Annotated in this window: 22 protein-coding genes and 1 pseudogene; 7 read left to right on the top strand and 16 right to left on the bottom strand. The window is 52.9% G+C overall.

The features are described from left to right. Nucleotides 1-88: 88 nt before the first annotated feature. Complete coding sequence (locus tag ACOBR2_RS01745) at nt 89-1,510, bottom strand: argonaute/piwi family protein (RefSeq protein ID WP_420238357.1); 1,422 nt, start codon at nt 1,508-1,510, stop codon at nt 89-91. Next, complete coding sequence (locus tag ACOBR2_RS01740; RefSeq protein WP_420238356.1) at nt 1,507-3,240, bottom strand: SIR2 family protein; 1,734 nt, start codon at nt 3,238-3,240, stop codon at nt 1,507-1,509. The genes ACOBR2_RS01745 and ACOBR2_RS01740 overlap by 4 nt, the downstream gene beginning before the upstream one ends. Nucleotides 3,241-3,476: 236 nt before the next feature. Between ACOBR2_RS01740 and ACOBR2_RS01735 the strand changes: the two genes are divergently transcribed. After that, nucleotides 3,477-4,451, top strand: a complete 975-nt coding sequence (locus ACOBR2_RS01735; RefSeq protein ID WP_420238355.1) for an IS5 family transposase — start codon at nt 3,477-3,479, stop codon at nt 4,449-4,451. Nucleotides 4,452-4,681: 230 nt separating this feature from the next. Here the strand turns inward: ACOBR2_RS01735 and ACOBR2_RS01730 are convergent, their stop codons facing one another. Next, complete coding sequence (locus tag ACOBR2_RS01730) at nt 4,682-5,398, bottom strand: hypothetical protein (RefSeq protein ID WP_420238354.1); 717 nt, start codon at nt 5,396-5,398, stop codon at nt 4,682-4,684. After that, a complete protein-coding gene (locus ACOBR2_RS01725; RefSeq protein WP_420238353.1) occupies nt 5,392-5,958 on the bottom strand; it encodes a hypothetical protein in 567 nt (188 codons plus the stop codon). Before ACOBR2_RS01725 ends, ACOBR2_RS01730 begins: the two co-directional genes overlap by 7 nt. 667 nt (nt 5,959-6,625) lie before the next feature. On the opposite strand from ACOBR2_RS01725, the gene ACOBR2_RS01720 reads away from it, so the two are divergent. The 4 genes from ACOBR2_RS01720 (at nt 6,626) to ACOBR2_RS01705 (ending at nt 9,484) form a co-directional block, all read left to right on the top strand. Next, on the top strand, nt 6,626-7,213 hold the full coding sequence (locus tag ACOBR2_RS01720) for a hypothetical protein (RefSeq protein ID WP_420238352.1): 588 nt from the start codon (nt 6,626-6,628) through the stop codon (nt 7,211-7,213). A 999-nt stretch (nt 7,214-8,212) separates the two neighbouring features. Beyond that, nucleotides 8,213-8,854 carry a flavin reductase family protein gene (locus ACOBR2_RS01715; RefSeq protein ID WP_420238351.1) on the top strand — a complete coding sequence of 214 codons (642 nt, stop codon included), beginning with the start codon at nt 8,213-8,215 and terminating at the stop codon, nt 8,852-8,854. A gap of 172 nt (nt 8,855-9,026) precedes the next feature. Further along, a complete protein-coding gene (locus tag ACOBR2_RS01710) occupies nt 9,027-9,287 on the top strand; it encodes a hypothetical protein (RefSeq protein ID WP_420238350.1) in 261 nt (86 codons plus the stop codon). A gap of 50 nt (nt 9,288-9,337) precedes the next feature. Continuing rightward, complete coding sequence (locus tag ACOBR2_RS01705; RefSeq protein ID WP_420238349.1) at nt 9,338-9,484, top strand: hypothetical protein; 147 nt, start codon at nt 9,338-9,340, stop codon at nt 9,482-9,484. A 111-nt stretch (nt 9,485-9,595) separates the two neighbouring features. On the opposite strand, the pseudogene ACOBR2_RS01700 reads toward ACOBR2_RS01705, so the two are convergent. The 11 genes and pseudogenes from ACOBR2_RS01700 to ACOBR2_RS01650 form a co-directional block, all read right to left on the bottom strand. Beyond that, nucleotides 9,596-10,426, bottom strand: a pseudogene (locus tag ACOBR2_RS01700) (alpha/beta fold hydrolase). Nucleotides 10,427-10,464: 38 nt separating this feature from the next. Continuing rightward, nucleotides 10,465-10,944: a ferritin-like domain-containing protein gene (locus ACOBR2_RS01695; RefSeq protein WP_420238348.1), complete on the bottom strand. Its 480-nt coding sequence runs from the start codon at nt 10,942-10,944 to the stop codon at nt 10,465-10,467. Nucleotides 10,945-11,131: 187 nt separating this feature from the next. Beyond that, nucleotides 11,132-11,575, bottom strand: coding sequence for a low affinity iron permease family protein (locus tag ACOBR2_RS01690; protein WP_420238347.1), 444 nt, complete (start codon nt 11,573-11,575; stop codon nt 11,132-11,134). Nucleotides 11,576-11,583: 8 nt separating this feature from the next. Then, nucleotides 11,584-12,225 (bottom strand): response regulator, encoded by a 642-nt coding sequence (locus ACOBR2_RS01685; protein WP_420238346.1) that lies wholly within the window; start codon nt 12,223-12,225, stop codon nt 11,584-11,586. Between the two features lie 601 nt (nt 12,226-12,826). After that, nucleotides 12,827-13,399: an IS630 family transposase gene (locus ACOBR2_RS01680; protein WP_420236306.1), complete on the bottom strand. Its 573-nt coding sequence runs from the start codon at nt 13,397-13,399 to the stop codon at nt 12,827-12,829. Further along, nucleotides 13,312-13,860, bottom strand: coding sequence for a winged helix-turn-helix domain-containing protein (locus ACOBR2_RS01675; RefSeq protein ID WP_420236305.1), 549 nt, complete (start codon nt 13,858-13,860; stop codon nt 13,312-13,314). The genes ACOBR2_RS01680 and ACOBR2_RS01675 overlap by 88 nt, the downstream gene beginning before the upstream one ends. A gap of 349 nt (nt 13,861-14,209) precedes the next feature. Further along, nucleotides 14,210-16,000: an OmpA family protein gene (locus ACOBR2_RS01670; RefSeq protein WP_420238345.1), complete on the bottom strand. Its 1,791-nt coding sequence runs from the start codon at nt 15,998-16,000 to the stop codon at nt 14,210-14,212. Nucleotides 16,001-16,537: 537 nt separating this feature from the next. Further along, a complete protein-coding gene (locus tag ACOBR2_RS01665; protein ID WP_420240051.1) occupies nt 16,538-17,236 on the bottom strand; it encodes a VIT1/CCC1 transporter family protein in 699 nt (232 codons plus the stop codon). Nucleotides 17,237-17,346: 110 nt separating this feature from the next. Then, nucleotides 17,347-20,040, bottom strand: coding sequence for a magnesium-translocating P-type ATPase (mgtA, locus tag ACOBR2_RS01660; RefSeq protein ID WP_420238344.1), 2,694 nt, complete (start codon nt 20,038-20,040; stop codon nt 17,347-17,349). Nucleotides 20,041-20,193: 153 nt separating this feature from the next. Then, nucleotides 20,194-20,451, bottom strand: a complete 258-nt coding sequence (locus ACOBR2_RS01655; RefSeq protein WP_420238343.1) for a hypothetical protein — start codon at nt 20,449-20,451, stop codon at nt 20,194-20,196. A gap of 67 nt (nt 20,452-20,518) precedes the next feature. Then, entirely contained in the window at nt 20,519-20,701 is a 183-nt protein-coding gene (locus tag ACOBR2_RS01650) for a CsbD family protein (RefSeq protein ID WP_420238342.1), read from the bottom strand. A gap of 227 nt (nt 20,702-20,928) precedes the next feature. Here ACOBR2_RS01650 and ACOBR2_RS01645 point away from each other — a divergent pair, with 227 nt between their 5' ends. Further along, entirely contained in the window at nt 20,929-21,330 is a 402-nt protein-coding gene (locus tag ACOBR2_RS01645; protein ID WP_420238341.1) for a hypothetical protein, read from the top strand. 751 nt (nt 21,331-22,081) lie between these two features. Next, nucleotides 22,082-23,206 (top strand): SIS domain-containing protein, encoded by a 1,125-nt coding sequence (locus ACOBR2_RS01640; RefSeq protein WP_420238340.1) that lies wholly within the window; start codon nt 22,082-22,084, stop codon nt 23,204-23,206. A 36-nt stretch (nt 23,207-23,242) separates the two neighbouring features. On the opposite strand, the gene ACOBR2_RS01635 is transcribed toward ACOBR2_RS01640, so the two are convergent. Continuing rightward, on the bottom strand, nt 23,243-24,283 hold the full coding sequence (locus ACOBR2_RS01635; RefSeq protein WP_420238339.1) for a glycoside hydrolase 100 family protein: 1,041 nt from the start codon (nt 24,281-24,283) through the stop codon (nt 23,243-23,245). Between the last annotated feature and the right edge of the window lie 36 nt (nt 24,284-24,319).

Genomic DNA, 24,319 nt, shown 5'->3' with positions numbered 1-24,319 from the left:
GGGTGACATTACGATTGTGCGTAAGCCCAATATCCATTCCAGCTACATCGGCGTTTTTCGTTTCTAATCAAGGTGCGAAGGATTAGGCTCAAATAAACAATCGAAATTCATACGGTCGCGACGATATGATCGGCATGGACTTCATTGTTCCAGCGAGCTTACTTGCATATTGCAGAGTGATTGGTAAACGGTCGTACAGTTGATCGTTATTCCAATTCATCTTGGTCAGTCCCAGGATTGATTGCACCGGCGCATCCCAGCTCCCGTGACCTGCAAATCGCCGTAGCGCGATTGGGTGAGGAATGCCTTTTCCTTCTTTGTAGAAATGCTTACTGGTGGACGCTTGGGGTACATCGCCCTGCGTCCAAACCAGAACCTCCCGTTCGTCGATGGGAATGAAAATCCCGCGTTCACAAGGATAGGCCGCAGCGGATGACGAATTCTCATAGAGAAAGCCATGCCACGGAACCTTCTGTTTAATCTGATAGAGATCGACGCCAGAAATGGAATCGAAGGCGTCGAAGCAGCCTTCAACCTCGTCTTTTTTGAACTCGGTAGTTTTATGAACGCTGATCTTCTGCGGAGACTGGCCGCCATGTCTCCTCTGATAGAGGCTGAGGCTCCGCGCCATTATCCTCCGCATCTCGCTTCGGCTTAAAAATGGATTCTCTCCGTCTTGGTGCACATCGCGGGTTTCATGCGCTACAAACTCCAGCCCGGCCCCATCCGAATCGAAGACCTGACTGCAGCAGGTCACAAACGTAGCCTTGCCGACGGCATCGACCTTCATAGCATAGCTGACGCCAATGAATGCTGCTGTCGGATCGGTGTCCGCTAACTTCCACGGCACACCTCCTGCTTTGCAGTAAAGAGCAATGCTTAGACGCCACATAACGCTCGCACGGCATCGGTAGTCTAGTGCTCCGCTCTCGTTGATAAATTGTGTCGGGGTTCCGCGCGATGCATTGATTGCCTTGATATAGTCGTGCAGGTCAAAACCATCGTCTTCTCCTTCGAAGGCATACTCCCAACGATCAGGGAGCATGATGAGCAGCACATCGTATTCTCCCCTCCGGGTATCTAGCCGGGTCATGGCATCGGTGAGGAGTTGGGCGAGTGCAATATGCGGATGCGGACTGTTGTGGATGGTTTCGTCCGCATCTTCTGGGATGACAGCGTGCAATCCTCCTGCTGCTGGCTTGAGGCTCACCCCGAATACGGCCCGGAAGCCGGGAAACGGAATCAGGTAATCCTTGCGCTCCTGCGGAGTATGAGAGCGCTCGAACTCATCGAAAAGTGAGCGAACCCGCGTATTCATTCCAGCCGGAAAGATCGTAGCAACCCGGATGGGGTCGAAGACTTTGTTGATAAAGTTCTTGCTGTAGGGTCCATACTGCATTAAACCCCGAAGAGGATGAATGTCGCGGTCGGCCTGTCGTTCAGGACTGAATAGCAGGGGCGGTTCACTGGACTTGCCGTATCCGGAGATGGCTGCAATATCTGGTTTCATGAACTCCGCCTCGCAAACGCTGTACGTCGAGAAAACGTGAATCGGGCTTCCATTCCTGGTTCATCCGTAAATGCACGGACTTCCGCATCGCCGGTTCCCGGAAGGAGTACTTGGAGCCAGGCGTTCAGAATGGTATCGGCCAGTCGGTTATACCGCCGCGCCTGTCGCTCGCGGACGAATTCGCCACACTCATACCTCTCCTCGTCCGACGCGGCATTGCCAAACCATACTGTCGGTTCGAGCAGCATCCAAAGTCGTCCCAAGCGATACTCCAACCGGATTGCGACCGCCTCGGACCACCTCACGTTGGTTCCAGGAATCACCCCGGCAATGGTTTTCAGCTTTTCTCGGAGAGGCGCGAGGCGCGGTGCCATGGTGGCAGAATCATCCGGGCGAATTTCATGCACGCCTCGCCCAGACCACACCACAAACGGTGCGCCTTCCACCAAGCCATTGACCAGTGCGCTGCGGAGTAGGTTCAGTTCGTTAGTTTCTTTCCACAAACGCCTAACCTCTATAGAGTGTACGTTCAACTTCTCTGGATTGTGGTCGGCGAAGACACGTTGGATTTCACTATCGGCACCAAATGCCAGAATGCCGTGCTGCGAGCGAACGGCAACCAAATTAGCTGTAGTGGTTTCCAGAAGCAGCCTTACGTCCCGCGCGCCGCCGATCTTAGCGTCGAATTTGCGGCACTCCTTGGGCCAGCTGAGCACCGGAATTGCGTTCATGCGAACGACCGGCCAGTTCGAGCCAGGCCCTGGTAGCGGCACGTTCGATATTTTGGACCGCATCTTGTTGAGCGTTCCCAGTAGATCTACAGGCAGACTCTCAATTTGCTGCGCGAGATCTCCCATTAACTCGTCAAACGTCTCAACCTCGATTAGAGACGCCTGTATACCTGCGCTCACTGCGCGGGCGAGCAACGTCTCTACTCTGTGATACACAGACCATCCTGTTTTGGTGGCCCAAAACAGTCCGGCGGGAAAAGCGTTTGGCTGCAAAACCGCCTCTTCCAGAGCGTTCATTACACTTTCATCACGCCCACTGTATCCTGCGACAATTAAGCCAAAACGCTTGCATGATTCAACGAGAGTCGCGCGCAGATCGCTCTCTTGTGTCTTCAGCTCTTCCGTTGTGTTCTTGAGCGCTACCGATTGGAAGTCACCATGTAACTTCCCGAGTACAGGCCAGCGTCCTTCGTTCAGGGCGCGCAACGCGATGCTGCTGGAGTCAATCGTGGATACTGTGAGCGCCGACGTTGATCCGAAGGCTGCCGCTGCAGCATCCTCGACTAGCCGATCAAAGTTTGTCGTCCATACCAACCGCACATTGCCGGTTTTCATCAGCGCCGCTAAAATTTGATGACCGTAGGCTGGCGTGGCTCCATGCAACATGTTTTCGAGGAAACGTCGTCTGTCGGCGGGGTCGGGATAAGTCAGCTCAAAATAGGTGGCGTACTCTTCCGGCGAATTGATGGCTGGATATCTTCCAGCAGAGTCAAAAAAGTGTTGCAAGCGTTCCCGTACCACCTCATTGCCGAGGTCTTGACACGTTTTCGGGTCTACCTTCTTGCTCGTGCAATAGAGGGCACGTTTGAATCGCCAAACCAGGTCCCCGGCCGTAGGAAGCCGCGCCGACGCTGAGGCCCCAGCACCAAGAAACCAAGCCAGAGATGAAGATCGAATTGGGAACAGCCTCAAGAACTCATCGGTTGGCATCAACGACATGACGGCTCCCGTTAGATCAGAAGAGCCCACCCAATCGTGATATGTCCGTGAATCTTGGGCTCAAATCCTTATCTGATCAGTGTAGTTCATCGAGAGAGGCAAGCCGACATTTTCGGTCCTTGGGTAGTGCCAGGATCGGAACCTACCAAGTAGTCAAGCGTCAACCTAAGGAACCTCTGAACAAGTCGCAAATCCGCACCCTTCTTTCATAAAATGGAAGAGGGATAGCGAACGCGATGCGCCAGATAACATTTGCCAGCCAGCCGAGTTTTGAGAAGTATGGACGAACGAGCCGCCGCGAGGCGTTTCTCACCTCGATGGAGTCCATCGTTCCTTGGTCAGAACTTGAAGCATTGATTGCTCCTTTCTACCCAAAGGCAGGCAAGGGACGTCAGCCCGTTGGCCTCGGAATCATGCTGCGAATCTACTTTCTCCAGGATTGGTTCAACTTGTCGGACCCTGGCGCAGAGGATGCTCTTTACGAGTCTCCGGTGCTGCGCGGCTTTGCCGGAATCGACCTCGGTCGCGCGGCCGCGCCAGACGAAACCACCATCCTCAACTTCCGCCACCTACTGGAAAAGCACGAGTTGAACGGCAAGATTCTGGATACGGTGAACCTGTATCTGGCCAGCCAGGGCATCCGTATTTCGACTGGCACCATCGTCGATGCCACGATCATCTCTGCACCTTCTTCGACCAAGAACGAGAAGAAGGAGCGCGACCCGGAGATGCACCAGACCAAGAAGGGCGGTCAGTATTACTTCGGGGCCAAGGCGCATATCGGCGTTGATAGCAAGGAAAATGTGGTGCATTCGGTGTGCACGTCGGCTGCCTCAGTGCACGACAAACACATGCTGCCCGACTTGCTACACGGCAATGAGAAAAAGGTTTGGGGCGATGCCGGTTATCAGGGGCAAACCGAGGCGATCCACGAGGCCGCTCCTCAGGCGCAGGACATGACCAACCGGCGGGTGAAGAAGAGCAAGGGCAAAGTAGACGAAGAAGAGAAGCGCAAGAACCGCACCAAGTCCAAGGTTCGCGCTCGGGTGGAGTGGCCTTTCCGTATCTTGAAGCGCGTATTTCATTACACCAAGGTGCGCTACCGTGGCATCAAGAAGAATCACGAGTGGCTGCTGACGGCCTTCGCGCTGGTGAATCTCTACCAACACCGCAAGCGGCTAATTCCGAATCAGGCCCCGCTGGGGGCGTAGTGTGTCTGGAGGCCGAAAATGGCCTCAGGACACGCGATAGACACCGCACGACAACCGACTTTTAGCAACTTTTCAACGCTGGATACGCCTGATCGTATTTATTTCTGGGCATCCGTTGTTGTGGGTTGTTTTGGAGGGGGTTGTTCAGAGGTTCCCTAATTTGTTTATCAAGCGATCTATTCTTCGATTGTTGTAGACCAACTCGCGTTCCCAGGATCACGGCCTCCCTACTACTTGATTTGAAGCGGGTAGTAGTACGATGCCTGATCCTGCACATGGGTCGTTGAGAGGAAATATGCCCCCGGTCTCGATTTCCGCAGATCAAGATCAACAGAGACCTCTTCTCGGTCTCCACCACCGTTTGTGGCGGCGACGCCGTGTGCCAGCGGGTCATTGACCGTCTGATCGCGTGTGACAGCGACCGTGTATTGACCAGGCCTACTGTAGCGGGGGAGGATGATCTTCACCCTGACCAAAGCTGCCGGTAATGACACCGATAGCAACGGACTGGGTTCGGCTGAGTTGGATGAAAGCCCCCGAAGCGTCCCGTCGTTCGATAGGTCTATGGTCTCGGGAATTGCGGCCATATTGTCGATGGGGTGCGGCGTGTTCTTTCCGTGCCACCCCACCACGACGAATGAGGCGACAATCAGGAGACAACAACCAACAGCAGCGGTGAACAGCAGTCTTCGTCGGCGCGACTGATGTCGGGACCGCAGTTCGAGCAGCCGTCTCATGCAGACGGGACAATTCGCCGCATGATCCACTCTCGGGTCCGACAGGGCAATCTGTTTGGATTGTCTGGCAACGCTTTCCAGAAACGTTTCATCAGGACAGGGACCGACAGACGCAGTTCTCCCGTCGAGGACACGTTCCTGATGTTGCCTTGTGACCCATGCATCAAGGCGATTTTCCGCACGAGAGAACCAACGCAATTTCATCAACATTGAGACAATTCTCCAGGCTGGGAGAGATCATGGAGCAACGACTCCATCTCCCGGATATAGGCTCGCCGAACGGCGGTGTGGTCCATTTCGAGATCCTCAGCAATCTTCCGCCACGAATACCCCAGAGCGCGCCATTTTACTATCGACCTGGCAAGGGGCGAGAGGCGTTCAAATAGCTCTCTTCCATAGACCCTCTTCTCTGCCTCTGGTTGACCAATATACAACTTTTCCATATCGATCAACGACCCATACGGAATCTCCAGACGCCGCTTTGCAGATTGCTGCTGCGCACGGCGTTTGATGACGCTCTTGATGCGCGCCGTCAACTTCATCTCCGGGCACTCCGCATGCCGAAGGATGTAGCTCGCCGCATTTTCTACCGCGTGATCCATAAGGTCATAAGCGGCGGCGTGATCGTAGAGATATGTCCAGGCGCAGCGAATCGCATAAGGCCAAGCTGCCTTTGCAGCGGCCTCCAGTTGTTCATTTGAAGCCGGGCTTCCGGTTGAATGTGCCCAGCTCCATGTTGGCTCTTTCCAGTTGCTGCCTTGTGGCTGCATATGAGAGCGTCCGTCACACTTGGGGATAACCACCACACATCTTGAGATGTTTGGACCGGCGCCAGATTGTTACGGTAGCAATAAAACTTCACCTGCCTGCCCCAAACACCCGACGAAAGTGCCTTTAGTAGTTACAGGGAAAGATGCGACAGAACGTCCCGCAGCAATCAAGACATCGCTTCGCAGTTGAGCCACGGTGAAGCATGATCCAGATTCTGCCACAACAGGAGGCGCATTTCAAGTAGGAATCGATGGAGTTCGCCGCGGTTCGTTTGCGAACAGGAGACGATAGTTATCCGTTGGAGATAGAGACTTGCCAAGCTAACTGCGACTGCGGTGGCGCGGCGAATCCATGTAATTGTTGCCTTCAATCAACCTGACTCAAGGAGAAATAAGATAAGGCGGAGCATGACTCCGCATCTCGCTGTTCGCTACAGGAAAGATCAATAGGGATAGGGGTTTCTCTGCATCTCCCCATTGCCGAGGTGTCCCCATGACTGCTAAACCCAGATTGCGGTCGTCTGATGTTTGGGGCCCAGATGCCACAGCTTTGGCAATCCAGGCCCGTGTGCTTTCAGGCCATAAACTCGACCAACTGGTTCGCCGCTTGCAACGGCAAACCGGCCGGTCCAGAGAGGCGTGTTGGCGATTTGTGCTCCAGACTGGTTTGAACAGCCGTGACGAGCACCGGCGCTGGACCGAGGAAGAGGTTGAGTCACTACGCGAGCAACTGGCCTCGCATTCGGTCGAGGAGACCGCAAACATCCTTGGCCGCAGCCCAAATGCGATTCGCTGCAAATTGCGCAGGCATGATTTGAAGGTCAAGGAAATCCGTTGCGACTGCTTTTCGGTCGAGGCGCTGGCGCGGACCCTTCACGTGAGAAAATCCGAAATCCACGCCTGGATCGAAGCGGGCTGGCTGGAAGCAACCGCGAAACTCGCCGGTAAGCGACTGACGCACATCATCACGCCAGAGGCGTTTCGCGCCCTTTACACGCATCATCTCCGCGATCTCTTGGAGCAAAAGCGGGTTCCGAACGTCGCGCTGTTCGAGGCGTTCTACAACTACTGCTTCGTGCCCAAGCACACCATTGGAACACAACTTCTGACCGTTCGCAGGGACAAGCGGGAGCGCGCGGCATTCGCGGAAACACAGGAAGGAAGCGAGCTTGATGAGGATGATGGTGCGATCGAAGAAGGATACCGCATCAGTCTTGGCGGTGGTGTGGAATCCGAGGAGGGTATTGACAATTAATGCACCCTGCGTTTCATTTCAGAGTTGCTCGGTGGACAGGAAGCAACTCCATCAAGAGGTCCTCTACTAAATATATCTGCCACGTATCTACGACGTGGCGAAGCCGCAAAAAGAGAGTAATCTGTTCCGTTGGGGCAGCCGGAGTGTATAGAAAAAGCCAGATTGGCTGAATAGGGCGGTTTCGCTGGTCGTGGCTGGATTATGCGAATACTATGCTTGAGGAGTAGTTGGTGTCTTAATGCCTGAATGACATTCGGTGTTCAGTTGTTTACTAATCAAAAAGGGATATCCCCCGGCTCTGCCGGGGTGGCAGTAGAACTTTGAGAATTTCGGGAGTATGTTCTTCCTCGAATTGCCTGTGCTTAGGCGGTGAAGACAGCAGCACGAGGCTTTTGCCTTTGTTCTTGCTTTTGCTTCGGACGGTTGCGAAAAGGGCCCTTTGAGGGGCCAGCAACCGTAAAGCCACCGGCTCTGCCGGTGGATACTTACTCAGCAAATCAGGTTTTCCCAGAAATACCTCCGAGGGTAAGTACCTCTCCTTCTCATCGCAAAGAGGGCGAGAGACGACAACGGATTGGAAGGGGAAATCCTTCACTCCCGCGGACACATACCGACGGCAACGTTTGCACTTTACAACAAACCGCTTCTTTTCATGCATCCCGCAGTTCATCGCGTTAGCCATTCAATATACATGGGCAGGCTCCGGCGCAAATGTGCCGTTTTGACCATTTGAAACTGCACAAGCTCTATGAAGTATCTTACGTGCTGATCGGCGAAGGCGCTCTTATACATATCTGAGATGCTTGCAGTCTCGGATGATCACAGATCATCGCTCAGGTTGCGGCTGATCTCGAATCAGAACACAAATCAGACAATGCCGCCCAATTGATGGGTAATAGCGTTAGACCAGCGATCAAAGAAACGACATTGAGAGCTATTTCGACCGGTCGCTGCTGCGTCTGTTCGGATACCATCAAACCGTCAGGGGAGATTTAACCGATGAATTTCGATCTCGAAGCTGATCCCAGCCACCTAGCCTACAAACTGCTCGTGGGCCTGGTGGCGCCACGACCGATTGCACTGATCACCAGCTTGGATGAGGATGGACGGTTGAATGCCGCACCGTTCAGCGCATACAACTATCTGTGCACTGACCCACCCATCATTGGCGTGGGTGTTACTAACCGGCCAAATCAACCGTTTGTGCCAAAGGACACAGCCCGCAATATTCGGCGTACCGGCGAGTTTGTGGTCAATGTGGTCACTGAGGACATCGCCGAAAAGATGAACCTCTGTGCTGTTGACTTCCCGCACGAGATGAGCGAGGTGGAAGTTTCCGGTTTCACTACAACCTCTTCGCAGGTAGTGAAGCCGCCGCGACTGGCCGAGGCTCACGCCGCGCTGGAGTGCCGCGAGTATACGACGTTAGAGATCGGCCACTCACGGATCATTCTTGGACGCGTTGTTTCCGTATATGTTGAGGACCGGTACGTGGATTCAGCGGGGCCTTACATCAAAGCCGATGAGTTACACGCTATCGGCCGTATGAACGGGCTGGGAAACTATGTACGCACGCAGGACGCGTTCATGACGATTCCACGGATCTCATATGAAGAGTGGGTAGCGACAAGCAATAAGTGATGGCACCAGCGAAGAACGTATGTTCAATGGGAGGCAATGCCACTGGAAAACATAGACACTGCCCGAAACGCGACTCCCAATTGCAAAACCGCACTTATGGACATTCACATCATTCGCAATTAAATGTCGATCTTTACCCCACAGTTTGCATCAAACTAACAAGGAGTACACCATGCCTCAGAGTTCGCACGATCCGGCCGCAGAACATCACAATATTGCATCCCACGCACACGCCGTCTCAGCAGTGGCCCATGGCAAAGCAGATCATCTAAACGCACACGAACTCAGTAATCTGGATCACGAACTTTCTCGGGAAGACCTGAAGCGATCCGAACGAGATGATACGGCAACGGCTGAACCTGCCATAGTGAAGACAGGGACAGGCGATAATGTGAAAGCTGAACATGTGATCCGCCCGGGACTTCCCCTTTAGTCAACCCAGTCCGTGTCTTTTTCATTGGAAAGTCAGGAGAAATCAAAGCGATGAAGCTTATCTATGCGAGCCGAAAGAATCTTCTCGATGGAGATTTCGTATTCTTTGAAACCCGCCACGATCCAATCGAAGACGCCGCACGCGTTAGCGATGCCTTGGCCGATCAAGTGAAAATACTGAAGTCGCAAATACCCTGATCGGCTTTCCATCGCCAGATGTTTCATTGCTATCTACTACCTTTATAGCTCAATCACGCACATGATGTTGTCTGTCAACATTGGAGACGAGGTGCGTTGAAAGGCAGCGGTCTACTCCCGAATAAACTGCAACAGGTCCGCATTTATTTGTTTCTTGTGAGTCGAGCAGAGTCCATGTGATGCGCCAGGGTAAACCTTTAGCGTAGAACCTTGGATGAGCTTGGCCGACAACCGGGCTGAATTTGCAATCGGTACCCTCGGTACAATCTGATCGTCATCGCCATGAAGAATAAGCGTCGGAACATCGAACTTCTTCAGATCTGCGCTGAAGTCCGTCTCAGAAAAAGCTTTGATGCAATCCAGAACACCGATGAATCCAGATTGCATTGCCTGTAGCCAGAATGAGTCGCGCAAACCCCGCGAGACGGATGAACCAGGCCGGTTTGCACCGTAGAAAGTCTCAGTGAGATTGTGAAAAAATTGAGATCGATCGGCAAGAACACCAGTGCGAATTTCGTTGAAGAGGTCTATTGGCAGGCCGCCGGGATTGGCTTCTGTCTTCAGCATCAACGGCGGAACCGCAGCAATCAAAACCGCCTTTGCGACTCGCTTTGTGCCATGTCTGCCAATATAACGCGCCACCTCTCCACCGCCCGCTGAATGGCCCACTAGAACCGCATTCTTCAAGTCCAGCGTCTCAGTTAGCGTAGCAAGGTCGTCTGCATAGGTATCCATGTTGTTACCATTCGATGGCTGGCTTGACCGCCCGTGACCACGACGGTCATGTGCGATCGCGCGATAACCATGAGCAGCAAGGAAGACCATCTGGTCCTTTCAGGCATCTGCGCTGAGCGGCCAACCATGACTGAAGACCACGGGCTGTCCCGTGCCCCAATCCTTGTAATAGATTTTGCAGCCGTCTTTGGTCGTAATTGCGGGCATAAAGAACCTCCGTGTTTTCGGTTATCGAATGCTCATTGCTACGCAGCCTGGTACTGACTAGAAGCATTCTTGCTTAAGGCCGTCGTCAGAGCATTCTGGTGAATTATTTTGTGGTTCATAATTCCACGAATCTGTTCGCAAACAGCATACTCGGCCAAATCTTCGCACTGACATATTCGTTTCCGATAGTTCTGAATAATCTCCGCTTCGTTATCACACTCCAATTGCAGCATCTCAATCGCTTTCTTTGAAGTGCTGAGAGTGCTTGCTTCATCCACCAGCGTATTGGTCAGGTAATCGATCTGCTCGCCGAGAATCAGGGCATGGTTCAGTTCTCGTACAACGTGCTTTTCAAGTTCACCAGCGACATGCATGAACTCAGCACTCTTCAAGACCTGTGAGTAGACAACATACGCAATAATTGCCATATATTCGCGCGAAAGATCCTGATTCAGCAACTCGATCAGTTCCGCATTCGAAACTTGTTTCACTCCATCAACGAGCAATTCCTCGATCAAATCATCTCTCCTGAAAACAGATAAACCATCTGGCGTACGTCGCAACAGGGCGGCATTATAGACATGATTGCTACCCAATCGCAGTAACGTACTTTACTCTAGCAATCGCATCCTTGAGATAACCGACCAATTGTGCACAGTCGTCTTTCGCTGAAATCACTATTGAATGCTAAATATCAGGTGGTCTTCATCCTGCTCTATTCTCTACCGGTCCGCTGGGGATTCGTTTTTGGCGTTCTTTCCAGCCAATCTTGATTTTTTCGTATGTGGCCTGCATCTCGTCCAGTTCAAGATCGCTCAGTCTTTCAATGTCAATCATTTGGTTTCGAGCTTTATCCATGGCGCGAATCAACTCGTTAAGTTTAAGATTGATCGCGCGCGCATCGCGGTTCTGCGTGTTTTGGATCAGGAACACCATCAAGAAGATCGCAATGCCCGTCCCGGTATTGATGACCTGTGCCCACGTTTGCGAGAAATGGAAAACAGGGCCAGTTGCCCCCCAGACAACGACCACCAGCCCCGCACCCGCAAATGCCCAGGTCGATCCCAGCCATGCGCAGGCCATTGTTGCGAATCGGCCAAAGTGGCCGTGAACCGTTCGATCCTTTACCTCGATTGGACCATTGTTCATGTATTTCTCTACGCCCCCTGTATATTCGAAGGCATCATTGAAGATATTGCAGGATCCCACTCGACAGGATCGGCGATAGCGTAGTAAATCGATTGCCGGCAGTGATTGCAACTCGCTTCTCGGACTGGGGCGAGAGAGCCGCCTATCGTTTCGTGGAAACTCCGCAAACACTCTGGACAGTCAATCGTGACGTATGGGTTGCCGGATGAGTCGAGTCCATTTCGCTGGATCAGAAGTGGGGCAGTGGCGACTGGGTGAATCATAGGCCGCAACTTATGGTGGCCCAAGCTTTCGATGATTCTCAATAAAGAGCGAGTGCTGTATCCCTTTTGGAAAAATGCGTCCGCGATCACCCCGGAAGGAACTTCTTCCCCGGAAAACGAGCCACTCATGGCGACTACTTGAATTGAAGGATATCGTCGGCGAACCACAGAGAGCAACTCGAATCCAGACATTCCAGGCATATTGAGATCAGAGAGCAGAATATTGGGAATGTTCATTCGAATCGCGGCCAATGCTTCGAATCCATCAGCAGCGGTTCGTACTTGATAGCCTATCTCTGAAAGCAGTGCGGATATTGACGATCGAATCGCAGGAGCATCGTCTACGACAAGCAGTTTCATTGAAGAGTTGAACATATCATCAAACATTCTGGACCCTCCATAAAACTGCAATGCCATTCATGATAACTGGAGTGGTGGTTCGATCAATGCGCAGCATTGTTACAAAGAGCGACATGACCTCATGTATGCTTGTCCCGCAGGCGAAATAATGATACGCCCCTGTGTATAGCTACCATCCTATGATTGCCAGCCAGAGTCTGTTCACTCTTGCACACAATGCGAAGGGACCAGGAAACATAGAGGCAGTTGAGCCATGCCTCGACAAAGTGTGCAATATCGAATAGCCCACATCGGCTCATTCTATCTACTTGATTTCAACTCTGTGCCAGGAAGAGCAATCTGAATCAGTGCAAGTCATAGAGGATGGTGATTGATATGGAAGAATCCAGGTGTAGAGTCGCTGCTTTGAGTACGGAAGATTCGCGATGTAACAGACTGATCGCTGGAGTTGTTGTCGAGATGGATCCTCGATATAAAGGGCTGTGGCTCGGTCTGGTAGCAGAGATGGAAGATCCCAGGTGCAGGATTGCTGTGACTGAAATGGAAGATCCGCGCTGCAAGGGCCTGAATCGGGCGCGATGATTGAGCCTGACTTACTGAGTCTCGCGTAATATGGTGACACGATAGATCAAAAAAAGAGTCCCGCGTGGTGCAGGAAAGAAAACGGCAGTATGGATTGGCGCACTCTCTCCATGCCGCTGCGCACACCGTCTTCAGCCTCGCCAAGTCCGGCAACACATCGGTTGGCCAATTCCTGACCTTTGATGTTGCTCCATAAGTCCTCTACCGGATTCAGATCAGGAGAATAACCTGGCAGCGTCTCTACCTGCAGCCAACTACGCTGGCTCTCCAGATACTGCTTCATCTTCCTGCTTTTGTGTGCAGGCAGTCCATCCCAGATCAGAATCACCTTCTGCCCGCGCAAGTGTTTCTTCAGATCACGCAAAAAGACGGTCAGCCGTTCGTCGTTGTAGCTGCCTGGCCGGGTCTGAAACCACAACCGGCATCGCTTGCCGTCCCAGCGATAGCCCAGTGCCGCGCTGATCGACAGCTTCTTCCAGTTGAAGGCATAAACCAACACCGGAGTCTCTCCCTTCGGCGCCCAAGTCCGTCTTACCGGCGGCCGCTCCGAGACTCCGCTTTCGTCCTGGAAGAGAATCCAGGCTCTTCGCCGCCGGGCGTTTTTTTTATTGCCGGCCACCGCTTCGCCATCCACAGCCGCCGACCTTCGTCATTGCGTTCCCGCGCTCGCTTGGCCGGCCGTTGCAGGCTCCACTCAAGAGCGGCAAGAATCTTCCATACATGGCCGGGATGATAGTGAACGCCCGTGGTCCGTTCGATTACTGCCGCCACACGGGGCAATGTCCACAGATCGGTTCCGAAACCATGGGCCTGCGCGCCTTGACGCAACGCCTTGTCCACCTGCTTGAGTTGCGCCCCATCCAGTTTCGGCCGACGACCTGCCCGCCCCGCCCCGCGAATCCAACCCGGCTTATCCTGACGCCAAGCCTCGAACCATCGGCTCACGCTTTGACGGCTGATGAGGAGTTCACGGGCGATCTCTGCCTGTGAACGCTTGCCGGCGGCAAACAGACGCGCGGCGCGGCGGCGGCGTTCTTGCAGGGCTGCGAAGTCACGTCGTGGCGCATTGGATCGTGTCATGCCTGATAGCTTACTGCTACACGACCGACATTGTCACTATATTATGCGAGGTTCAGTAGAATATCCGACGCATTCAGATAGGTGCCCGCCGGACGACTTAACTGCTCCTCTCGATCTCTGAGTCGTGTAAGGCATCTTCCTGCGCGGCAGATCGTCCGGTGTGCACTGGAAGTCCACCGATAAGTCTTTGATAGTTTGTGAGTCATGTGCCGTGGGTTGCCAGATACGATCGACAATTCACCTGAGGCAGGACATTCGTAGCAAGTTTTCATCAAAGGTTTCTATATATAAGTCGGTCCCTTCACTGACGAAGCAGGCCGAATTACCTGCTTCGCCGGTGAATTGTGCATTACTTGGCGTGAACGTGCTTCGTGCTGTTATGTGTGTGCTTGGATGCCGTGGCTTTCTCGTCCAGAAGGGTTATTGAATCCTGGGCATTGAATGGATACAGCTTCACAGATTGTTGTCCCGTCGTTGTCAGCGTAATATCAACGCGACGATTCTGAGCTAGAACGATCTTCGTCAGATTATCCAAGACCTTTTGCCGCTCAGTCTCTGTAAGCTCAGGATTGTTCTGAACAAGATCCTTGACCTGATCTTGACTGAGTTGCTGTTCTTCGCCGACCGCTCGCGTCTCAAGGTCGTTTTCAGCAATGCCCTTTTCCACCAGGAACTGCTTTGCTTGATTTACGCGACGTTCGGTAAGTGCTTGGTTGTATTCTTGCGTTCCACGCGCATCCGCATGGCCAGTGAGAATAAGATGGGCTTCTGGTTTGATTGCGAGATAGCTCCTGAAATCCTCTGCAAGAGTTGTCAGAATCAGTTTCTGGCTCTCGACCAAGCCGCCCTCAGGGTGCGTTGATCTCGGCTGTGCGGTTGGGAAGAACACGCTGTGCAATGCCAAACGAGCTTCAAGTCTTACCTGCTCGGGCGAGGGTGCCGCAACCACAGGCGGGCTAGCGATTGTTAAAGTGGCGACAGCAGTCGCAGCGTTACCCTTGTCATCGGTCACATTGCAAGTGATCCCCACAGGCCCTGCCAAAGCGCCCGCCGAGGAAAACGTTGCTGTTGCACCGTTGCCGTTGATGGAGCCAGACTGGGCCGAGTAGCTATAAGTAAGCGGCCGGTTCTGCGGACTTATTCCGCTGGCCATTACCGTACTGCTCTCATTTGGTTGAATGGTGCTGGGGCTAGCCGAGCAAGAGATCGTTGGCGGCTCAAACGCCTTTACGGTGTAACTGGCTGAGCAATTCGCAATTTCGCCGGGCTTTAGACCGACCCTTTCGCCCTTGCCTTCACTTACCTTTCCGCTTACCGTGTGGGTGCCGGGAGCTAGCGTTGCAGTCGCTACTGTTGCTGTTGCACCGTCCCCCGTCACGCCATCTCCCGACCAGGAGTAAACAGCATGCAACTTCGGATTCAGGTTTCCTGAGTTTGCTGTAACTGTGATTGGGGCGCCGGGATAGATTGACTCTGGATTGACGGAACAGGTCAGAGACACTGGCACAGGTGGCTCAAAGGAGCCGATGTGAAACACGACACCAGCGCTCAAGCGAAGCATATTGAAATCGTCAACGTCCTGGTGGTTGAATTGGTAATCTGCCTGGAACAAACGAATGCCCAAATGGTGGTTGAATAGCGGAGTGTTGTAGTCCAAGCCGCCACCCCCGGTAACCACCACGCCCCACTGATTTTGAAAATAGTTACTGCCCGCACTCTCGCCACCAATCAGAGCATGAACAAATGGCGTGAAATGCGCGGTAGGGTACCGCAGGATCAAGCCACCCGACCCTCCAGAGAAATCATAATTCGGGCGGTCTTCGTTATTGTCGTTGTGATAATCTCCCTCAAACTGCACGCCCACGTACCTATTGAAGTAGCGCGATACGCTGCCAATGGCACCGTATCTGATACCAGTACCGTCAAAGTTGTCAAACCCGTCAGATGCTACACGTGGCGACAGATAACTAAATCCGGCAAAGATGTCCCACTTGGAAGCGGCATTGTCAGATGCTGTTCTGCTCGCGTATGTTTTTACATCCGGCTTGGTCGCATCCTGAGCTGTCAAGGCAATGGGTGCCATCCCGATAATTGCTAATGCAAGGATGTGTTTCACTGATTTCAAATAACTGGACTTCATGTGTAACTCCTCCATACGTAATCATGTTCATTGAAAAACAAAGGGCTGCTTGCAAGCGTAGATACCATTTGGGCTGTCTCGACTCTTCAACGATTGAATAATCGTAAAACGCCCCACCGTGCAGGCAAACCTATTCATCCTGCGTTTTGTGAAAAGAAGGACGGGTTTAACCTCTCCGGTTCCTAGAAACAACTTGTATCGATCGAAGGTAGCAACACAAAACAATGAATGTTGCTTCGTGGCTACCAACTCGGCACTTTGCCCTTTCGAACTTCTCAAAAAGATGCAACATCTTTACCAGATGATTGGCGAGCACTAAATTGATTCACATGGGAAAGAAAGTACCTTCTTGAAAGGTACGACTCGTCTCCAAAAGGATCTGGTCTATTTTGGTCATTGGTGAGGACGATATTCAAGGTGCGTAATGGTGAGTGCGCATTCTTGTACACAACAGCGATAATTTCGCGAAATAATTGCTATAGAAAAGAGCGAAGATAGAAAAAATCCAGAAATTGGAGTCAGCGGCGTTCAATGCCTTTACGCAACTGCCCCCACCAGCCACCCGATACCGGAGGTCATTGCCATCGCCAAGCCGCCCCAGAATGTGACGCGAATTGCGCCCATGATCACTTTTGCGCCTCCGGCGTGTGCCGCAAGTCCGCCCATCAGCGCGAGAACAGCTAGTGACGATAGCGACACAAACGGAATTAATCGTGCTCCAGGCGCGATCGCTGTAACCAGAAGCGGCATTATGGCACCTACAGCAAAGCTGCAAGCGGCGGCCAGAGAAGCTTGAATCGGGCGAGCACGAAATTTTTCGGAGATGCCGAGTTCGTCCCGTGCATACGCGCCCAATTCGTCATAGGCAATCAGTTGCTGTGCAACCTGATTTGCAAGTTCCGGATCAAGCCCGCGAGCCATATAAATTGCCGTGAGTGCCTGACGCTCGCCTTTGTTATCTTTCTTGAGCTTTGTACGTTCGAGCGCCAGTTCAGCTTCTTCAGTGTCGGCTTGCGAGTGTACGGAAACATATTCGCTCGCAGCCATAGACATAGCTCCAGAAACCAGGCCGGCAATTCCTGCAACCAGGATGCTGTGGTGAGTTCCGTGTGCCGCTGCCACCCCGAGCACCAGGCTTGAAGTGGACAGAATGCCGTCGTTTGCGCCCAGCACCGCAGCCCGGAGAAGCCCTATGCCACCGGTGCGATGAAGTTGCCTTCCCGGTACAGGCTTCATGAAGCGCTTTCGAACAAATAACTTTTGAAAGCGTTGAAATGAGAGCTTGTCCACAGGACGCACTTTGGATGCAATGAAACTATGAGGAGGCGTGTGCGGCTTGTTCGGTTCTAAATCCATTTCATCCTCAATAGCCAAACCTTGACTCCTTGCGTAAGGCCTGTGTAAGCAAGGAGTGTCACCAGTAGAATTGGCCAATACATCCCAGGCAAGTGAGTCAGGCCTAGTGAAGAGGCCAGGGGAGAATACGGTAGCCACGCTCCGAAGAGCATGATAGCCAGAGTTGTGAGGGTCAACGCCCAGCTGGCACGGCTTTGAAGGAAGGGGATCTTGTTGGTGCGAATGACATGGATGATGAGTGTTTGCGTCATCAGCGACTCAACAAACCAGCCTGTCTGAAAAAGGGAGGTGCGCGACGGATCCCAGCACTTGAATATCCATAACATGACAAAGAAAGTGGAGTAATCAAAGATCGAGCTGATAGGTCCGACGCAAAGGATGAATCGCCGGATTTCTCCGATATTCCACGGCCGCGGCCGTGCCACTTGTTCATCATCTACGGCGTCGTTGGGAATTGGCACCTGCGAAAAGTCGTACAGCATGTTGTTGGTCAGAATCTGGATTGGCGCCATGGGAAGGAATGGGAGAAAGGCACTCGCTCCCAACACGCTGAACATGTTTCCGAAGTTGGAACTGGCTCCCATGCGAATGTATTTGAGGATGTTGGCAAATACTTTACGGCCCTCGATGACGCCGCCCTCCAGCACCATGAGGTCTTTTTCGAGCAGAATCAGATCGGCCGATTCCTTGGCAATGTCGGCTGCCGTATCCACTGAGATACCGATGTCCGCAGCACGCAGCGCGGGAGAATCATTGATACCGTCTCCCATGAATCCAACTACATGGCCTTTGCCGCGCAGTACGCGCACGATGCGCTGTTTGTGTGCGGGAGAGAGGCGCGCGAAAAGCGTTGTCTTTTCGGCTGCATCGGCCAGTTCAGCGTCGGACATCTTTTCAACATCGTCGCCGAGAAGCATCGGGTCGGCGACCAATCCCACATCCCTACACACCTTGCGACTGATCAGGTCGTTGTCACCAGTAAGAATCTTCACAACAACGCCGTGTTTGTGCAGCGCTTCAATCGCAGCTGCAGCAGTTCGCTTGGGCGGATCAAGGAATGCGACATATCCTTTCAGCACGAGATCGTGTTCATCTTCTTTTGTGCAAAGCTTTTTACCGGGCAATTCCTTGACAGCAACAGCCAGAACCCGAAAGCCATCGTTGCTCAGGCTTGCATACTGGTCCTTTAACCCTTTCATCAGCTCGGGGTCCATGGGAGAAAGCTTTCCGTCCAACTCGAATTGCGAGCATTGATGGAAGATTTCTTCTGGCGCGCCTTTGGTCAGAAGAATGGCTTTTCCTTCTGGACTCTCGACGAGCACAGACATCATGCGTCGCGTGAAGTCGAAAGGAATCTCGTCGAGTTTCTTGAACTTCTCAATCCGTGCTTGCTCGTGAAAATCGGAGCTGTTCAGAATTGCCGTATCAAGCAGGTTTTTCAGGCCAGTCTGAAAATGACTGATGAGGTATCCGTCGCGGAGTACTTCATCTGTTTCGCGTCCAGCGACATTGCAATGCCGCTGGAGAACTACGCGATCTTCGGTAAGCGTACCTGTCTTGTCGGTGCAGAGAACGTCCATGCCGCCGAAGTTTTGAATGGCATTGAGTCGCTTGACTATTACCTTTTTGCGGCTCATGGCGAGCGCGCCCTTGGAGAGGCAGACAGAAACAATCATCGGCAGCATCTCCGGGGTCAGCCCCACAGCCACGGCCATTGCGAAGAAGAATGCGCCCTTCCAATCATGTTTGGTGAAACCGTTGATGAAGAAGACCAGGGGTACCATGACGGCCATTAACTGAATCATGAGCCAGGTGAAGCGACTGAGACCTTGGTCGAAACTGGTTGGCGTACCTTCCTGTGTAATAGAAGATGCCATCGATCCAAGGTAAGTGTGGACGCCTATAACCACGACGACCGCAGTTGCCGTGCCGCTTTGGACGCTAGTGCCCATGAAGCATATGTTTTTTAATTCTGTCGGTGAGTTCAGAGGTTTTGGGTCTGCATCATGGAACTTCTCCACGGGAAGCGACTCGCCCGTCAGTGTTCCTTGGCTGACGAACAGATCTTTTGCAGATATGACGCGCACATCACCCGGCATCATGTCTCCGGCGGAGAGATTGATGATGTCGCCCGGAACAAGATCGCGAAGTGGAAGCTCCCGAGCTTGACCATCGCGAACCACCGTGGCGGTTACATGAATCATGGCCTTCAGTTTTGCTGCGGCCGCGCCTGCTCGGGCTTCCTGCAAAAATCGCAGAGTCACACTCAGCACGATCATGCCCGCCATGACACTGCCAGCTCGGGCATCGCCTGTGGCAAAAGAAATGGACGATAAAATCGCCAGCAGAATGACCAGCGGATTTCGGAGAATAACCAAGAGGCTGACAAACCAGCCGCGTTGACGCTCTTGCGCAACCTCGTTCGGACCAGATGTGCGTGCCCGATCTTCAGCTTCGGCTTGAGTCAGACCCTTGAGAGCCGTGCGCAACGTCAGAAGCAGCGTATCGCCATCTTTGCTCGCCGCATCGAGGACGGCTGGAGAGACGCGAATGTTATGTTCTTTTGCCTTCGCGGGGATTTGCGAGTTGTCTGGCGCTGAAATATCGCCGGTGGCGCTGGAAGCGCCGGAGTTCAACACTGCGGAATTTGTCTTGACTTCATGATTCGATTCAGGCGTTGTCATCTATGAATATCCCTTTCCTGCTTGTGCCATATTCCCAGTCAGGGATTCATTCGAGCCCGATCAAAACCGGAACAATTGTTGTGAACTGGATGACTGGCTGAGTGAAAGACAAAAACAGGTTCAGCAAGCTGAACCCGTTTTTGTTCACCGAATCTATTGGCAACAGGGTTTTCGCCTTAACATCCAACTGATAACTGCCCCAGTTGCGATGCCTATTGCCGTTGCCGCTATAACGGTTTCAATCGGATTCCGCTGGATTCGCTTCTTGGTGTCATCATAAAACTCGACGGCAACATCACCGCCATGCTTTGCAGCTCGCCGAGCCGCGATCACACCATCTTCGAGTGCATCCCCAACGGCAGATGCTGCCCGTGATGCCATGTGTGCTGTTTCGTCAATTTGATCGTTCATTTGCTCCAGTACTGTGTGTGCCATTGTGTCGGTACCTCTCTCGTTCATTGATTGGATGAAGCGTTGCCTATGCGCCGAGTTTCTTTTCGATTTTGCCTGCAAGGGTCTGCACTTTGCCCACGATTTTTTCCGCCTGACCATCAGCTTCCAGATCTGGATTCTCTGTAATCTTGCCAACCTGCTGTCTGATTGCGCCTTTGACTTCGTGAAGCTTGCCTGTTGCCATATCATTTGTGCTCAGTTTGGTCATGGAATTCTCCTCATATCGTCGTGAACCACGGTTGTGGAAGACGAGTAACTCGTCGTTTTGCCATGTTTATCATCCGAAAAGTTCCCCATGATCGTATGGTCACAATGGACCGCTGTCACCGATTCTCACAAAGTTCATGTGATCGCTTCTGCTCAGACGTTTGCAATTCTGCTCGCTATCGTGAGAAGTTCATGGGCCTTCGAAGGTCCAAAATGAAAGGAAGGAACATGACAGGATTTAAGCTTTTTGCACTGACAGCTATTGCAGGATGCACCATAATGGCAACCGCTCCGAAAGCAGCGGCTCAGATCGGTATTGAGATTGGCGTCGCTCCAGAATGCCCTTACGGATACTATGATGCCGCACCTTATGACTGTGCTCCCTATGGCTACTATGGGTCGGAATGGTTTAATGGCGGTGTTTTTCTTGGCGCTGGCCCATGGTTCCACGGTCATGACAACTTCCGCGGACATGTCAACAATCGCTTTCACCCCGACCATGGCTATAGTGGGCCAAGGCCGCAACACGGTGAGAGAGCGGAGCCTTCCAGACGCCTCGACAAAGTCGATCACTTCAAAGGAAATGAAGTTCGCGATGGACGTGGGCATGTAGGCAAGGGCAGACGGTAAGAACCAGCTTGCATGCGGTCCAATCGCAGTAGCAGCCTTGTTCTAGCGGTAAGCTGATGCCGGTTTTGCGACAACAAAATTGCATGAAACGCCACACCGAGTCAAGTGTTGATCGGTGTGGCGAAAATCTGTTCTCCATCCTGAAGCAGCGCACAGTGGTCGCGTTGTGGGTAGACTGGCTGCCACGCCTTTTAACTATTGCCGAACCCGCATGAACTTTCACAGCGACAAGAATGCACTTTCGATCCAGATTGTCTGGAATATGGTTGGACAATGAGGATTTCTATGGTCAGTCGCACTCGTATCTACAGGGCAGGATTATGGAATTTATTTCTTGCCGCTGTTGGGTGTTTCGTGTTGAGGCGTTGCTTCCGCCTAGTTGCAAAAGGAAGAGGCCACGGCGGATCAAATGCGTCTGTTCGCACTCGAAGCTTGGCCAGTGGTCCAGTTGCGGGTATAGGTTCAGCACTCATCCTTTTGGCTCTTGCCGCGACTGATCCGTCGGCACGGATGAGTGTGCGTCGCCGATGAGACAGATTTCAAACAGACTATCGAAATCAACTGGAGCGCTTCCGCTGCCAGGATCAGGACTGCGAATACCTCTCCCATATCATTGCAGAACTTCACTACATGGACTTCGTTATCCTCTTGCTGACCAAGGTAGAAAGACTGCTCACGCAGAGTTCATGACCGGCTCTTGCTCATATATTATCGACACCGGGTTGTTGATGCCCGCCGGGCGAGTACAAGAATGAGCGATTCGCGGCAGTTTCAGAACGAAATGTTGCGTGAGATTTATGAGCAGCCGACGGCGCTTGGCCGCACGCTGGCGCTTTATCTGGAAGGAAACAACTTAAGAACCGACATGGCAGAACGCCTGAAGGAATGGGTGAACCCGACTGGCGAGGTACTGATTGCCGCCAGCGGATCCAGTCGCCACAGCGGCCTGGCCGGGGAAATTCTGCTGGAAGATATCTGCGGCTTGGCCGTGGATGTGGAATATGCAAGCGAGCTGAGTAGCAGGGGTGGGCGCGATCAGCGACTCCCGGCCGTGATCGTGATCTCTCAATCGGGCGAAACCTCGGATACACTGGCGGTACTGGCTGAGGCGCGGAGGCGGGGTTTGAAGACGTTGGCCATTACCAACGCGGCCCACTCCACCATAGCGCGAGAGGCTGACGTCTCCATGCCTCTGGCAGCAGGGGTCGAAAAGGCAATTCCAGCCACCAAGAGCTTTACCTGCGAGTTGGCGGTGCTGTTTTTGTTGGGGCTCTATGAGGCGCGGCGGTTGGGTGCAATGGATGCCGCAGAGATAGCGGCCCACATCGGGCGGCTGCAATTGCTCCCCAGCAGCATCGGTGAGCAGCTTGACGGTTGGCGCGATCAGATGGCCGCGCTGGCGCACAAGTACAACACAGTCAGCAACTTTCTCTACCTTGGCCGTGGCATCCACTACGCAATTGCCCGCGAAGGCGCTCTGAAGCTTAAGGAAGCCTCGTACGTTCATGCCGAGGGCTATCCCACCGGCGAACTAAAACATGGACCCAATGCACTACTCAGTGATCAAGTGCCGCTCGTAGTGATAGCTACCGTAGACCCTGCACTTGAGGCCTCAGTGGTGCGCTATGAGAAGACCGTTCACCTGTTGCGCGAAATGAAGACGCAGGGAGCAAAAGTGATCGCCGTGATAAACAGAGGAGACCGCGATGTGCCGACACTGGTGAGCGATTGTGTCGACGTGCAGTCTGCAAGCGAGTATCTGCTTCCGATCGTCGAGATTGTGCCCCTGCAACTGTTTGCCTATTTTATGGCAATCGAGCGTGGCATGGACGCGGATCGGCCCAGGAATCTCTCCAAAGCGGTGCTGGAAGAATAAAGATCCATTCGAACATTTAAGCAAAAAGTTAATCCGCTAAAAATGGATTGCTTCCCGCATCAGGTCGAAGAATGGGGTACTCTTTTGCTGCACACATTCAGCGGCGTATAGGTACATGGCTGCTGACCAGGTCTGCCAATCCCGGCCGCTTGGCTTACCGGTTTGTGCGTGAATCCATTCGTTGAATCCCCACTCTGCTGCGTCTTCATGCCATGGCTTGACCAGTTCCGTCAGCGCCAATAATTTGCGCTCTGCCATATCCATCTGCCCTGCTGCTACGCATGCCGCAATATAGAAACCACAGATAAAGGGCCACACGCCTCCATTGTGATAATCTCCGGGTCGGTTATAGCGCCCGTATCGTGGCAGCCAATCCGCATGATGGGGCAGAATGTAGGGAAACAAACAGGGCGGCAGATCCACAGCAAGGTCTCCACGGCCTCGCATCGCCTCGCACTCGGCCTCGATCCAAGTCAGCATCTTTACCGACCGGTCAAGTGGAGCAATTCCTGTGAGAATCGCCAGACTATTGCCAAGCAGATCAAAGCGGTCGCTGCTCATGACTTTATATGCATAGAGCGCATAGTAAGGAGCAGATGGTTCTACAAGGGCCTCTTGCTCATAACTATTCTTCTCCGTGGAACTAACCTCAAGACGGCTCATCAGTCCGCGCAATTGATCCGCGGAGTCGTCTTCTCCGTAAAGGCGAAGATACGCATAGACGAGCATGTTCACATACAGCCCGTAGCCCATCACGTACTGCTCATCGCGCCAATCACTGGTGGGTAATTGCGAAATCATCACCCTGTCATCGGGGCTCTGATACTGCATCCAATGCAGAGCCTTGTTCGCTTCCTCCATTAGAAACTCAGGTTGATTGCTGGATATTCTGTATAGAGCCAGACCGAAGAGAAAGAGGGGCGTCGAATCGCTTGAGCCACGATTGGCTGGATCGTGCGCGAGAGATGGGATGTGGCCATGCGGCGACTGATTATTGGCCAATGCTACCAGCGTGCGCTCCAGAGCGTCCGCCAGCGTCTCATTGCCAGATGCCAGAAATCCGAGAGATGAAATCATCAGATCCCGCGTATACGGTTCCGGGTATCCCCACCC

Source organism: Telmatobacter bradus (genome assembly GCF_048629425.1).
GTDB classification, from domain to species: domain Bacteria; phylum Acidobacteriota; class Terriglobia; order Terriglobales; family Acidobacteriaceae; genus Telmatobacter; species Telmatobacter bradus.
This window is presented reverse-complemented; position numbering and strand designations above follow the sequence as displayed.